Consider the following 14,363-nt stretch of genomic DNA (forward strand, 5'->3'; position numbering starts at 1 on the left):
TTCACTGACCATTTTTGTCAGGAGAGTTGATTTATATTGAATGCAAAGAAGAGATGGAAAAAGTGAATGGAGGCAGATTGATTATGAAGCATGAAGCATTGCGTTTGTACGAATATCATGTATGGGCAAACGAAAAGGTATTCGCGCGGTTGCAGGAGGTACCAGAGGGAGTAAGTGAGCAGGAGGTTCCGAGTGTGTTTCCGACGATCACCCAGACGTTGGCTCACATTCTCAAGACGGATTATGTTTGGTTGTTGGCCATGAAGGGGGAGAGCTACGAAGAGGTAGGACCAAAAGTAGGGGTTCTCTTGCAGGAATTAAAAGGGAAGAACGTACACGAGCTGCGAAAACGGTTTGCCGAATCAGCCCAGCAGTTCAGAGATTTCTTCGGGCAAATCTCGATGGAAGACACCTCGGCCTATACGCACCCGGCATTGGGCACGGTTCATGCTCGCTATGCCGACATCGTCCAACACGTCGCCAACCACGGAACCTATCACCGAGGCAATATCTCCGCCATGCTCAGACAAATGGGTCACGCGGGAGCTTCCTCCGATTACATTTTCTATTTGTTCGAAATCTCCGCGGTAGAACAGTAAAGGTTTTTTCATCTTTTATCAGCTACCGAAAAAAACAAGCAGCTTGTAGAGGGAACAGGAGAAAACAGCGAAGATCTTAGGGACACCGACCGAGACGTAATGCAAAAAGCGAAACACGCCTTAAGCGTCCACCTCTGAGAAACATCCAGATTGGACCACTTTGGACGAGGTTTCGCTTTTTGCATGGAGTCGGCCAGTCAATCCCCCAATGGGTGGCCCTAGAAGCTGAGTCGTTTTCTCCTGTTCCCTCTCCTCCACTACAGCCACGCAAACTTCTTGTTTTTTAAGGATTCATCGTCCGAGCAATCCGCCCCTCGAGCCCGTTCAAGAACTGACTAATGTTCGGTTTGGTGTCACCGATGATGCTTTCACCAGGCTTGCCGGGTTCAAAGATCACGTCCTTGTTTTTGGCGACCTCGATCAAATAATCCCTGACGATCTGTCCTGTTTTCGTAGCGTCATATTTCTTTGCAAAGTTCTGATATTCTTCTTTGACGGCTGGGAGCAACTTCATTGTTGCTTCGTCTATTGTCTCATAACGGTAATCAGACAAGTATGTTTTGAGATAGTCGATATAGAGCGTACGGAGCTTCACTGCACGTGGGCTGCTGCGGTAGTTGACCAAATACTCTTCGACTTCAACCATTCTCGGTCCGAGCTCAGCTCGCGTGATTTGCAACCCGCCGTCACCCAAATACGGTTTGCCCGTTTCCGTTTCTTGAATGGACAAATAGTCCTTCCCTTCCTCATCGAGCGAAGCGGCATATTTTTGCAATGCCATGTAATTCACTTGCCAGTAGAAGGACATGTCTTTCGTCGCCTTTAAGACGAGTCCGCCCTCTGTTTGGTGGAGGAGCCATTGCTTGAAGCTGTCATCGCCTTCTAGCTTGTTGAAATCGTAAGGGTATTGCAAGGCATACAGCTTATCCGCATTTCCCGGCTGGGCGAGGAGTGCCTTGAAGTTATCGTTTATCGTAGGCAGATGTTTTTCATAATACTGATCAAGGGCAAAAAATAATTGATCGGCGGTTTTCGTGTCCGTTTTCGCCAGATGCTGATCCAAAAAGGCGATTAGCTCATTCGCTTCCTTGGCTTGCGCAGCTAGTACGGTGAACTGCTTGAGCAAATCATCCGCTGGCTTTTCGGCTTTTGTTGTATCAGCAGGGGACTTCCTTGTGTTTTCCGTTGCAGGTGGGGTGGGGTCTTTTACCGTTAGTTGATCAGAGGTAGAGACGCACCCTGTCACAAAAGTAATCGCGACGAGGCTAGAGACAAAAGGTAGAACATATTGTTTCATATCTTCATTTTCACTCCGTTATGTTGAATGGTTGGTTCCCTTTCTATTGGTACGTACCATACCACGTTCAAGTTATCGGTTCAAATCGATCAAATATTCCTGATAGGAAGCAAGCGTCACTTTTGATATACTTTCTCTATTGTTGATGAGAATGATTATCAACATCTACACAGAGGATCGGGCAGAGGTGAGAACATGAACGAAACACAAGCCTTGGTTCAACAATTCACAGAGAAGACCATGGCAGAAGCCATTTTTAAGCTGCGTGACATTACATGGTTCAAAGCACAAGGACATGACCGACTACGCCAACAATTCACTCATACGCATATTTTGCTGGTAATAACCGGGGGACGTGGGCGCCTGCGACTGGAGAACGAGGAGTACCAATTGCGGCAGGACGCGATTTACGTATGTCCTCCTATGCTTACGTTTGGCATCGTCCCTGATTCGGCTGATCATTTGGAGATGTACATGCTTCGTTTTGATGTCTTTATGGAAACGAGAGACAGACATCGGCGCTTCCAAGCTCTTCGGGAAAAGGATCTGTTTCCTTTTCGGGGAGAGATCTCTGTCCAATCGGCAGGGCAGCTGCCTGTCTATTGTGATTTGATCCAGAATCTATGGAAGCAGGAGACGGCACTCGAGCGTTTTCGAGGTCAACACACTTTTCAAGAGCTATGGTACCACATCGTCAAGCATGCTCACTTCTCGACAACAGATTCTGGAATGGCGCTGGAGCGGGCACGTGCACATATGGAAGAGCATTACTCGGAAAATGTGACGATAGAACAGCTGGCTCGCATCGCAGAGGTGAGTCCAAAATATTTCGTCGATCTGTTCAAAAAAACGTATGGCATCTCAGCTATGGACTATTTGGCAGAGCTTCGCATTAGCCGGGCGAAGCAGATGATGGTGCAGTCGCATGCCAAGCTGCGCGATATCGCTCATCAAGTGGGCTACAATGACGAGTTTTACTTTAGCCGAAAATTCAAGAAAGCTGTCGGAGTTTCACCGACTCTCTATATGAAAAGCCGCCAACGAAAAATTGCGGCGTACGGCTCGACCGTTATCGGGCATTTGCTGGCTTTGAAAATGATTCCTTACGCGGCGCCACTGCACCCGAAATGGACGGCTTACTATCATCACACCTATCGAAACGATATCCCGGTCCATCTGAGCGCGTTTCGAATTAACCAAAATTGGAAAGCCAACATCGAAATGCTTCGCGATGCCAAGCCAGACGTCATCATTGGCTTGGACGAGACGAGTTTGCAGGAACAGAAGCATCTGGACGAGATTGCGCCCACTTTGTATGTACCTTTTGAAGAGCAGGGGTGGAAAGAACAACTGCAGCTTATGGCAGACTTTTTGGGAGAGTCCATGGAAGCGCATCATTGGCTTTGCGAGTATGAGAAAAAGGTGAAGAGGGCCCGGGCAAAGCTTCAACATGCTCTGGGCGATGAAACGGTGCTCGTCGTGCGGATATTGAAAAACCAGCTCTATGTCCACTGCAATCGCAGTATGAATGAAGTGTTTTATCAAGATCTGCAAGTCAAATCTGCTTTTGTCTCGGAACAGAACGAGTACGACCAGCTTGTGACCGTACAGGAATTAATTGCACTCGCGCCAGATCGCTTGCTGCTGTTGGTTTGCCAAGAGGCTGAAACGTTGGCATGCTTCCAAGCCTTGAAAGCATCGGGACCATGGCAAGAGATCGAAGCAGTCCGCAACAATCGGGCGCATGTCATTATGTCGGACCCTTGGCGTGAATACTCGGCAACGGCTCATGAACGGATCGTGGAAGAGAGTGTGAGATTGTTTTCAGGAGATCGTCCATGTTGATTCTGGATTTCGTCCATGGTCGGGCATGAGTGGATGCTTTATAATCACGAATGATAATCGTTATCACTCGTATGGAGTGAAACCTTACATTTCTGAGAGGGGTCTTTCAAGAATGAAAAAGATATACCTAGGCTTGAGCATTGCAGCGTTGACATTGGCTCTGACTGCGTGCGGCGGAGGAAAAGAAGCAGCGAATAACACGACTGCACCTACCGCAGCACCTGCGACAACAGCTACAGCAGAAAAGTCGGCCGATGATGCCAATAAAACAGAGACACGCACGATTAAATATTTAGATAAAGAATACACCGTCCCTAGCAAAACAGAGCGGATCGCCATTGTAGGCAGCATGGAGTCCATGGAAGATTCACTTGTGCTGAACGTAAACCCGGTAGGCGCGATTTCTGTAGGCGGCAAATTCCCGGAGATGTTTGCACCGATTACAGGCGAAGCCACATCCATCGGGGAAAAAATCCAACCGAACCTGGAAACCATCTTGTCCTTGAAGCCGGACGTGATCTTGGGCAGTAGCAAATTTCCACCAGAAATGGCTGAGAAGCTGAACAAGATTGCTCCTACTTTCCCCGTTTCTCACATTTCAACCAACTGGGAAGCGAATCTGCAATTGTTGGGTGAATTGACTGGCAAGCAAGCTGAGGCAGAGAAAGCACTCAATGAATATAAATCAGGGATTGAAGCGGCAAAAGCAAAATTGGGAGACAGCGTGAAGGATAAAAAAGTATTGGTGATTCGTCTGCGCCAAGGAAACATCAACATCTATCCAGAGAAGGTGTTCTTCAACCCAGCTCTGTACGCAGACCTTGGTTTGACTGCACCTGAAGAAGTAAAAGCGGCGAAGGCACAAGAAATTATCTCCATGGAGAAATTCAGCCAGATCAACCCGGACTACCTGTTCATCCAATTCTCTCCAGACGAGAATAAAGACAAGCCGAACGTATTGGAAGATTTGCAGAACAACCCGATTTGGAAGAGCGTGAATGCAGTGAAAAACGGCAAAGTTTACGTAAACGTAGTTGATCCTCTCGCACAAGGCGGTACTGCTTGGAGCAAAACACAATTCCTGAAGGCGGCTGTTGAAAAATTGTCTGCCAAGTAAAAGTGGGCGAGGTAGGCTATGCAATCCAAAAAAGCAACTTCCATGATCATACTAGCTGTTTCGCCATTGGTGATCCTGCTTACAATCTTGCTCTCCATTCATTACGGAGCCAAGTCGATTGATGCCGGGACCATTTATCAAGCTCTCTTTGCCTTTGATGAAGGGAATGTGGATCATCAAATTGTCATGCACTCTCGCTTGCCGAGGGTTTTGGGCGCACTCATGATCGGAGCATTTCTGGCGATATCAGGAGCGTTGATGCAGGGGATGACGAGGAATTACCTCGCGTCCCCCTCTATTATGGGCGTGTCTGACGGTTCGGTCTTTGCCGTTACGCTGTGCATGGTTTTCCTTCCATCCGCTACGAGTGTCACGATGATTACCATGTCCTTGATCGGTTCAGCATTTGCGGTGGCGATGGTTCTCGCTTTTTCCCGACTGTTGCCAAACGGCTTGACACCCGTGGGTATGGCGGTCATCGGCACGATTACGGGTACCTTTTTGAGCAGCATTTCAGCTGCGATTTCTACTTATTTTCAAGTCTCGCAAAACGTCAGCTTCTGGTACAATGCTAGGCTGCATCTCTTGGAGCCAGGCCTGGTGAAGCTAGCAGTTCCTTTTGCCATCGTCGGTATTATCCTCGCACTTCTTTTGTCCAAATCGATTACGATCTTATCCTTGGGCGACGAAGTATCTCGCGGTCTCGGACAGAGAACGGTGATGGTCAAAGTGCTGGCAACGACTGCTGTTGTCATTCTGACGGGTATTTCTGTTGCGTTGGCAGGAAAAATCGCTTTTGTCGGGCTGATTATTCCACATATTACCCGCTTTTTGGTAGGTCTCGATTATCGATGGATCATTCCATGTGCAGGTTTATTGGGCGGTATTTTCCTCGCCTTGTCTGACGTTCTCAGCCGATTTATGAACAGTCCGTTTGAGACCCCAATCGGTGTGGTGACGGCATTTATTGGCGTTCCGTTCTTCCTCTATTTGATTTACAAGAGAGGAGGGGGAAAGCATGCCTAATCAAAAAGGTAAATTTCGTTTGCTGTTTCTCGTCAACATCGCCTTGATTTTGCTGGCGATTTATACCAGCCTGACCAACGGTGTATTTGACATGACGGTGTTGGATGTCATCCGTACGTTATTGCGTATTGATCCTGTAGCGGAATACGATTTGGTTATTTTCGATTTCCGCCTGCCGCGGATTGTTATTGCGGCGTTAGTCGGCTTTGGCTTAGGAGTTGCTGGTACCGTCATTCAGGGGATCACCCGTAACGGGCTGGCTGATCCGGGGATTTTGGGTATTAACGCCGGGGCAGGAGCCGCTATCGTCGCCTTTATGTTTTTCTTCGGTGGACAATTTATGGATGCGAGCTGGTATTCCATCATCGCCATGCCTTTGTTCGGTTTGACAGGCGGATTGCTTGCGGCTGGACTGATTTATCTATTTGCTTGGCGTAACGGAGCGCTAGACCCACAACGACTGATTCTGGTGGGGATCGCCATTGGTTCCGGATTGGGTGCCGTGTCACTGTATCTCTCGTTAAAAATGAATCCCAACGATTTTGAAATGGCAACCGTATGGCTCTCGGGAAGTATCTGGAGTGCCAACTGGACGCATATTGCTGGGATGCTGCCATGGCTAGTCATCCTCATTCCTGTTTTGATGCGCAAGGTGTATATTCTCGATTTGCTTCAACTGAGTGAGGAGTCCGTCAAGAATCTGGGTGTGTCCGTGGAAAAGGAGCGCAATATTCTCCTGCTGTCGAGTATCGGGATCGTGAGCGCGTGTGTCTCGGTTTCGGGAGGCATCGGATTCGTCGGCTTGATGGCACCGCATATTGCGAAGCGTTTGGCGGGAATCCAGCACAGGTATGTTCTTCCCTTGTCAGGGACAATCGGGATGCTTATGGTCGTGGTAGCTGACTTTATCGGCAAAACTGTGTTCACACCCATTGAACTGCCAGTGGGTATCGTCATTTCGATCATCGGTGTACCGTATTTCTTCTATCTTCTGAGTAGAAGAAAAAAATAAAGAGGGGACGTGCAAATTGTGAAGGGACAATTGTTTGCAGAAGTATGCCATCACCGAGCATTGCTCGTATATTTGCCGCCATCCTATAACAAGAGTACGTCCCGTTTTCCCGTCATGTATGTCCATGATGGCGGTGACTTGTTTGATCCTGCGTTTAGTACTGCACTCGATGTAATCGAAGATCAGTTTGCCGAGGGAAAAATTCCTGAGCTAATTCTCGTCGGCATCCAGCCAGGAAACCGCAGGGATGACTATACGCCTTGGTTCTCCAAAGCGATCTCGCCTGAGCGCAACATTGATTTTGGCGGGCAAGGAGATGCGTATCTTTCTTACGTCGCCAATGAATGTAAGGCGTATATCGACAGCAAGTACAGGACAGACCCTCGGCCGGAAAAAACAGGGATCATCGGATTTTCACTTGGTGGCTTAATCTCGATGTATGCTGCGCACCAATATCCGGACGTTTTCACGAAAATCGGCAGCATTTCGGGATCGTATTGGTATGAAGGCATGGTTCCGTTTATGCGGGAAAAGAAAATGTACCATCCTGGGCTGCGCATCTACATGGATGTTGGCAGTAAGGAAGGCGCTAAAAAACAAAACACCCAGAAACAAATGGTCCCGCTGACAAAAGAAGCGCATCAGATATTGGCTGATAACGGCTTCACAGCGGATCAGCTCGTCTTGCTCATTGACGAAGGGGCGGATCATTTGAGTGAATGTGCAAACGCCAGATTTCCGGGGGCGTTGCAATGGCTTTGGAATAAGAAGGAGGAGACAGAAATGGAACTGGCCAAATTGATTAGAGAGCGTCGCTCGATTCATCGCTTTACAGATCGTGAGGTAGACCCTGCGTTGGTTACAGAGCTGATGGATACAGCCGTATGGGCGCCGAATTACCACATGACACAGCCGTGGCGCTTTATTGTGACGTACGGGGAAGGCAAGAGAAGAATCGCCGAGGCCGTGCGGATCATGAAGGAAAAGCGGGAGATTGATCCTGCGAAAAAGAAAGAAGTCGGCGAGAAGTTTTACAATAAAATCATGGCGATTCCGATGCTGATGACGGTGATCATGGAAGAAAGTCCGAACTTGATTACGCGCCAAGACGACTTTGCTTCGACCAGTATTGTCATTCATAACTTTAGCTTGCTGGCGTGGGAAAAAGGCATCGGTCTGACGTGGGAGACGTACCCATGGATTCACGAGCCGGAATTCCGTGAAGCGATGGGCATTCGACCAGGAGAAAAAGTGCTGGGGAACTTGCATATCGGTTATCCAGCCGCGATCCCTGGCGCTCAGCCGCGAATTCCTGCCGCAGAGCGCATCACACTTGTCGGAAAAGCATAGGACAAGATCAAGTGAATTTTTCTTGTCACAGAATTACTTTTTGTGGTACCCTTGGGTCATTCTACAAGAAAGGGTGACCATTAAGCCAATGATCTGCTAACTCCTATTTCCGCAAAACCAATCGGATAAAACGATGCGTTTTTGGATAGGGGTAGTATGTGCATATTGGCGAATAGATGGTAGATCCTTTTTAGACTCACTAAGGGTTTCTATGTCTTTTTGGCGATAATATGCGTAGCCTCCTGTCCAGATCGCAATGGATAAGGAGGCTTTTTTATGTCAAATGTTTTGAAAAATCGCTATGTGAGGGCTATTTTGTTATCAGCATTTCTGCTGCAAATCGGAGTATGGGTGCGTAACATGGCGATTCTGCTCTATGTGATGGATCATACAGGAGGCGATTCGTTCGCTGTATCCATGATTTCTGTGGCGGAGTATGCGCCAATCTTTCTGTTTTCCTTTCTTGCTGGTACGTTTGCTGATCGCTGGCAACCGAGAAAAACGATGGTCTGGTGTGAGGTGCTCAGTGCTCTATCGGTTGTCGGAGTGCTGCTTACCTTCGTTTACGGCTCGTGGAAGGCCATCTTTTTTGCCACACTCATTTCAGCCATTCTTTCTCAGTTTTCTCAACCGTCCGGAATGAAGCTGTTCAAGCTGCATGTACCTGGTGAACAACTTCAGGTAGGAATGTCAGCGTATCAGACTATTTTCGCGATCTTCATGGTATTTGGTCCGATTATCGGTACGTTTGTGTTCCAGCAATGGGGGATGGAGGTTGCTATGGTCATCACTGCGGTTGCGTTTCTCTCTGCGGCCGGTGTCCTGTATTTGCTGCCGCCAGATCGTGTCGAGAAAGAAGAGCAGCAAGAAACGGCACTGCTTGGGGAGATGGTCAGCGGGATTCGTTATGTGTTCTCCAGTCGCGTATTGTCAATGCTTGGCTTTTGCTTTTTGGCTGTGGGTTTCTCATTGGGAATGATTCAACCGCTTGGGATTTTTATCGTGACTGAACAACTGCAATTGCCGAAAGAAAGCTTGCAATGGTTAATTACCGCCCAAGGTGTGGGGATGATTGCTGGAGGGGCCATGACGATGGCAGCTGCCAAAACGATTCCGCCGCAAAAGTTATTGGTCATGGGGCTTCTTGGAAATGCGGTCGCAGTAGCGATTTGCGGGATGTCCACGAATCTGTGGCTGACGCTTGTTGCCCAGTTCATCGCGGGATTGCTCTTGCCCTCTATTCAAATTGGGATCAACACTATGCTGCTTAAAAATACCGAGAGTACCTTTATCGGTCGGGTGAATGGAATACTGACTCCGTTGTTTACAGGCTCTATGGTCGTCATGATGAGTATTACGGGGGTATTGAAGCTGCATCTTCCGCTCGCAGTCATATACGGAATCGCTGCATTCCTGATGATCATTGGTCTCAGCTTTATTTTGCCGCTTTATCGTACGAGGGAAGGAAACGTGGTGCAAAGTACAGAACAGACTGGTATATAAGCGTTTGGTAGCAAAGGGAGGCTTGGACTAGATGGTGCACGAACAGATTTCTTCTATAGAAGGTTTGAAGATGGTAGCTGCTGTTCGCGAGCTGGCGATGCGGTTGCCAGAAGTAACGGAGCAGGTAGACGCTTTTGGACATACATCGTTTCGCGTAAATGACAAGCCGTTTGTCATTTTGGGAGAGGGGGGCACTGAAGGCCCCTCCTTTTCTGTGAAGGTGCTGAAGACGACCCAAGAGATTTTGCTTACGCAGGAGCATTTTTACAAGACACCGTACATCGGTCATCACGGCTGGGTTTCGATCCTGAACAAAAACGTGACTAGCTATGGTGAAATCGAGGATTACATACGGGAAGGCTATATGTGCGCGGCTCCCAAGCGATTGGTCAAGCAATTACAACACCTCCTCTGATCGTTCCTGTATAATTTGGGCGTAACGAGTAATGAGCGAACGTTCGACACAGCAGCATTCAGACAAAGGGGGAGCCGGTTTTGGATTGGAATCTCCAGCAGATGAGCAAATTGCTTGAGGTCGTTTTTGAAAATGCCCATGAACCAATGATCGTAACGGACAAGGACGGAAAAATACTCTTATTGAATCGGAGTTATCGAGAATTTCTGAATGTACAGGACGTGATCGGACAGCCAGTGACGGATGTCATCGAAAACACGAGGATGCATATTGTCGGTCAGGAAGGTGTTGCCGAGATCGCCGACATTCAGCAAATAAAAGGACAGAACATGATTGCGCATCGCATACCGATTATGGACGAAGGGAAAGTGATTGCCGTTCTGGGAACGGTGCTGTTCCAGGATGTGCAGGAGCTCACTGCCTTGGCTGCGATGGTTGCTCAGCTGAAGGACGAATTGACCTATTATAAGAAAGAGCTGCGGCGGCGAATGGGGGCTACCTATCATTTTGATCAAATCGTCGGGTACAGCCAGAAGCTGCAGGAGCTTAAAAAATTTTCTCAGAAAGTTGCGAAAAGCGATTCGACTGTGCTCATCACAGGTGAAAGCGGGACAGGCAAGGAGCTGTTTGCTCACGCTATTCATGCCGAGAGCAAGCGCAAAATGGGTCCTTTCATTCGGGTGAATTGTGCCGCTATTCCGGATTCTTTGCTAGAATCAGAGCTGTTTGGCTATGAAGAAGGTGCGTTTACCGGAGCTGTTCGCCGCGGAAAAAAGGGAAAGTTCGAGCTGGCTAACCACGGAACCATTCTGTTGGATGAGATCGGGGACATGCCGTTGCCGCTGCAAGCCAAGTTGTTGCGCGTGTTGCAGGAAAAAGAAGTCGAGCGAGTAGGGGCTGTACGGACGACGCCAATCGATGTGCGGGTGATCGCTTCCACGAATTCGGACATGCTTCAAAGCATCAAGGAAGGGAAGTTTCGGGCGGATCTCTATTATCGGTTGAATGTCGTGTCACTCTCGATCCCTCCGTTGCGAGAGCGTCTGGAGGATTTGCCGGAGCTGGTTTCGAATCTGCTCAAACAGCTTGGCGAGTCCACTGGTGTAGCGGTCAGGGCCATTGATGAAGAGGTATGGAACGTACTTCGTGGCTACTCCTGGCCAGGCAATGTACGAGAGTTGAAAAACGTGCTGGAGCGAGCCCTGCATCTAATGGAAGACGATGTCCTGAAAAAGGAGCATATTTGGCTGCCTGTATCGGACGAAGGGTCACTCGCGTTCTTATCGGTTCCAACTCATACCGTTCGACCATTGAAACAAGTTATAGAAGAGGCTGAGCAGGAAGCACTTCGACAAGCGATGCAGCAAGCAGGGGGGAACAAGCTTACCGCCGCCAAGCTGTTGCAAATCAGCAAGTCCAGCTTCTACGAAAAGTGGGAGAAGTACCAATAGTACGAGGCGCGTATAAGTCGGGGATGTGGTGTTGAACCAGGTTCGCGGCTTTTTTCATCTGTAGGAATAACGTTTTGGTAGATTCCGGTTTTCTGGAATAGAGCAAGGTGGCCTCCCGCTTTAGCCCAGTAGCCTTCCTTGACCAGATTCCCTAAAAGGTGGGCTGATTTTTGCTAGATTCCATAAAACCGGACAAAAAATTCCGGAAATCCGGAAAAACTGCAAGCGCTATCATCTGCTTGCAAACAGTCGAGGCACGATGAACGGGTATGGTTGAACGATTTTTCTGGAATCGGCTGGAGTTGGCATGGTCCATGCAATTGAGTTGGATATGAAAGCGTTTTCTTCACGTGAATACACACCATTTCCTCTGTAAGCGGAGGAGAAAATTGAAAGGAGAATTATATGATCATCGAAGTGTTATCCATCTTGATTTCGCTCGGTCTCCTGATGTTTTTTGCGTATCGGGGCTATCCTGTTATCGTATTTGCCCCTATTTTTACGCTGCTGGCCGTTGTCCTTTCCGGGATCTCTCTACTGCCGAGCTACACCGAAACCTTTATGACGAATGCAGCAAACTATGTGAAATCATTCTTCCCTATTTTCTTACTGGGTGCCATTTTTGGAAAAGTCATGGAGTTGAGCGGTGCTGCCTCGTCCATTGCCCACACGATTGTGAAGGCACTCGGCTCCAATCGTGCGATCTTGGCTGTCGTTTTGGCTTGTTCGATTTTGACGTATGGCGGGGTTTCCCTGTTCGTTGTGGCATTTGCGGTGTATCCGTTTGCCGCTGCGATTTTCCGTGAAGCCAATATTCCGAAGCGTCTCATTCCAGGAACGATTGCGCTCGGTGCTTTTACGTATACAATGGACGCTTTGCCAGGTACACCACAAATTCAAAACATCATTCCTACGACTTATTTCGGTACGGATGCTTATGCTGCACCTGTTCTTGGAACGATCGGCGCCATTATGGTTTTCGTTGGCGGGATGCTATGGCTGGAGCGCAGACGCAAGCAAGCTGTCACTGCTGGGGAAGGCTACGGCGAGGGACATACGAACGAGCCAGAGCTGATCAAAAATGAATCCTACATGAACATCTGGGTCGCGATTCTCCCGTTGGCATTAGTGCTCGTGGGTAACTATTTGTTCAGCAGAGGGATTTGGACAGTAGAGACGTGGTACGATCCGGCGATCCTCAAAGAATCATTTAAGATTGAGAAAGTGAAAAATGTTGTCTCTTCTTGGTCACTGATTATTTCGCTCTGTCTTGGAATTATTGCCGCAATTTTAATCAATGTGAAGCAAGTCAAAAACAAGCTGGCGAGTGGTTTGACGGCAGCCGCGATGGGCTCTCTCTTGGCGATCTTCAATACTGCTTCCGAAGTTGGGTTCGGAAACGTTGTGAAAACATTGCCGGGCTTCAAGCTCATCCAAGGCTGGATTATGGGCGCAAGTGAACATCCGTTGGTATCTGAGGCACTGGCTGTAAACGTACTGGCAGGTGTGACAGGTTCAGCGTCGGGCGGTATGTCGATCGCGCTGGAGGTTATGAGCAAGCAATACCTAGAGATGGCAAATGCTGCGGGAATCAGCCCTGAGTTGCTGCACCGTATTGCCTCAATGTCTTCCGGTGGTATGGACACATTGCCGCACAACGGAGCGGTCATTACACTGCTCGCGATTACTGGTTTGACTCATCGTCAATCGTACAAAGACATTTTCGCGATTACGGTTTTGAAAACAGCTGTCGTGTTCATTCTGGCATTCGCCGTTTCTATTTTCTAATTTTCATCAGAGATCGACCGGTTTATAGACAGAGAAAATGAGGGACAGGAGAGGAGATAGTAGGGTATGGAGAAATTGTTGGAGCAGCAGGTAGCAGTAGTAACAGGGGCTGCGAGCGGAATTGGATTGGAGATTGCCCAGACGTTTGCCGAGGAAGGGGCGAAAGTCGTCATACTGGACTTGAATGGGGAAGCAGCGGAAGCAGCAGCAGCCCAATTGCAAAAGGAAGGGCATGAAGCAATCAGCTTTGGTTGTAATGTTACTGACGAGGTACAAGTGCAGGCGTGCATCCAGCAGACAGTCAAGATTTTTGGCAGACTCGATATCTTAGTGAATAACGCCGGATTGCAATTTGTCTCTCCAATAGAAGAGTTTCCGACTGCAAAATTTGAACAAATGCTCAGTATTATGCTGACAGCGCCTTTTGTTGCGATTAAACACGCGTTCCCCATTATGAAGCAACAAGGTCATGGCCGTATCATCAATATGGCTTCGATTAACGGCTTGATTGGCTTTGCGGGGAAGGCAGCGTACAACAGTGCCAAGCACGGGGTCATCGGGCTCACCAAGGTTGCAGCCTTGGAAGGGGCAGTGGCTGGTATTACGGTAAATGCCATTTGTCCGGGGTATGTCGATACGCCGCTGGTACAAAACCAATTAGCGGATTTGGCTAAGACAAGAAATGTGCCGTTGGAAAAGGTGATGGAAGAAGTCATCTACCCGCTCGTGCCGCAGAAGCGACTGCTGCAAGTAAAGGAAGTAGCGAACTACGCTGCCTTTTTAGCTAGCAAGAAAGCGTCAGGTGTCACGGGTCAGGCTGTCGTCATCGATGGCGGGTATACAGCGCAGTAAACCTGTTGAAGTCCCTATTTTTATAGGGGCTTTTTCATTTTCGCTATCTTTTTTAAAAAACTAGTAAAAAAGGTCTTGTATTCTCTTTTTCTATGTGATAGATTATTA

12 protein-coding genes are annotated in these 14,363 nt (G+C 48.3%); 11 read left to right on the plus strand and 1 reads right to left on the minus strand.

Features of this window, described 5'->3' with window-relative positions; translation table 11 throughout:
- Positions 1 to 26: 26 nt before the first annotated feature.
- Positions 27 to 599: a DinB family protein gene (locus HPY27_RS28120; protein ID WP_254613015.1), complete on the plus strand. Its 573-nt coding sequence runs from the start codon at positions 27 to 29 to the stop codon at positions 597 to 599.
- Positions 600 to 882: 283 nt separating this feature from the next.
- Here HPY27_RS28120 and HPY27_RS28125 read toward each other — a convergent pair whose 3' ends face one another.
- The gene (locus HPY27_RS28125) at positions 883 to 1,896 is read right to left on the minus strand and encodes an ATP-binding protein (protein ID WP_174226483.1); all 1,014 of its coding nucleotides are present in this window, start codon (positions 1,894 to 1,896) and stop codon (positions 883 to 885) included.
- A gap of 195 nt (positions 1,897 to 2,091) precedes the next feature.
- Between HPY27_RS28125 and HPY27_RS28130 the strand changes: the two genes are divergently transcribed.
- The 10 genes from HPY27_RS28130 (at position 2,092) to HPY27_RS28175 (ending at position 14,255) form a co-directional block, all read left to right on the plus strand.
- Positions 2,092 to 3,741, plus strand: a complete 1,650-nt coding sequence (locus tag HPY27_RS28130; protein ID WP_174226484.1) for an AraC family transcriptional regulator — start codon at positions 2,092 to 2,094, stop codon at positions 3,739 to 3,741.
- A gap of 112 nt (positions 3,742 to 3,853) precedes the next feature.
- Complete coding sequence (locus HPY27_RS28135) at positions 3,854 to 4,858, plus strand: iron-hydroxamate ABC transporter substrate-binding protein (RefSeq protein WP_174226485.1); 1,005 nt, start codon at positions 3,854 to 3,856, stop codon at positions 4,856 to 4,858.
- Positions 4,859 to 4,876: 18 nt separating this feature from the next.
- Positions 4,877 to 5,884 (plus strand): FecCD family ABC transporter permease, encoded by a 1,008-nt coding sequence (locus HPY27_RS28140; RefSeq protein ID WP_017247137.1) that lies wholly within the window; start codon positions 4,877 to 4,879, stop codon positions 5,882 to 5,884.
- Positions 5,877 to 6,896 (plus strand): FecCD family ABC transporter permease, encoded by a 1,020-nt coding sequence (locus HPY27_RS28145; RefSeq protein ID WP_173624324.1) that lies wholly within the window; start codon positions 5,877 to 5,879, stop codon positions 6,894 to 6,896. The genes HPY27_RS28140 and HPY27_RS28145 overlap by 8 nt, the downstream gene beginning before the upstream one ends.
- Positions 6,897 to 6,905: 9 nt before the next feature.
- The gene (locus HPY27_RS28150) at positions 6,906 to 8,246 is read left to right on the plus strand and encodes an alpha/beta hydrolase-fold protein (protein ID WP_174226486.1); all 1,341 of its coding nucleotides are present in this window, start codon (positions 6,906 to 6,908) and stop codon (positions 8,244 to 8,246) included.
- Between the two features lie 276 nt (positions 8,247 to 8,522).
- Positions 8,523 to 9,749, plus strand: a complete 1,227-nt coding sequence (locus HPY27_RS28155) for an MFS transporter (RefSeq protein ID WP_174226487.1) — start codon at positions 8,523 to 8,525, stop codon at positions 9,747 to 9,749.
- 31 nt (positions 9,750 to 9,780) lie between these two features.
- Entirely contained in the window at positions 9,781 to 10,164 is a 384-nt protein-coding gene (locus HPY27_RS28160) for an MmcQ/YjbR family DNA-binding protein (RefSeq protein WP_174226488.1), read from the plus strand.
- A gap of 80 nt (positions 10,165 to 10,244) precedes the next feature.
- Positions 10,245 to 11,615, plus strand: coding sequence for a sigma-54 interaction domain-containing protein (locus HPY27_RS28165; RefSeq protein WP_017247142.1), 1,371 nt, complete (start codon positions 10,245 to 10,247; stop codon positions 11,613 to 11,615).
- Positions 11,616 to 12,020: 405 nt separating this feature from the next.
- On the plus strand, positions 12,021 to 13,403 hold the full coding sequence (locus tag HPY27_RS28170; RefSeq protein WP_017247143.1) for a GntP family permease: 1,383 nt from the start codon (positions 12,021 to 12,023) through the stop codon (positions 13,401 to 13,403).
- Between the two features lie 66 nt (positions 13,404 to 13,469).
- Positions 13,470 to 14,255 carry a 3-hydroxybutyrate dehydrogenase gene (locus HPY27_RS28175; protein WP_371814379.1) on the plus strand — a complete coding sequence of 262 codons (786 nt, stop codon included), beginning with the start codon at positions 13,470 to 13,472 and terminating at the stop codon, positions 14,253 to 14,255.
- The last annotated feature ends 108 nt before the right edge of the window (positions 14,256 to 14,363 follow it).

This window comes from Brevibacillus sp. HB1.1, assembly GCF_013332445.1.
GTDB classification, from domain to species: domain Bacteria; phylum Bacillota; class Bacilli; order Brevibacillales; family Brevibacillaceae; genus Brevibacillus; species Brevibacillus porteri.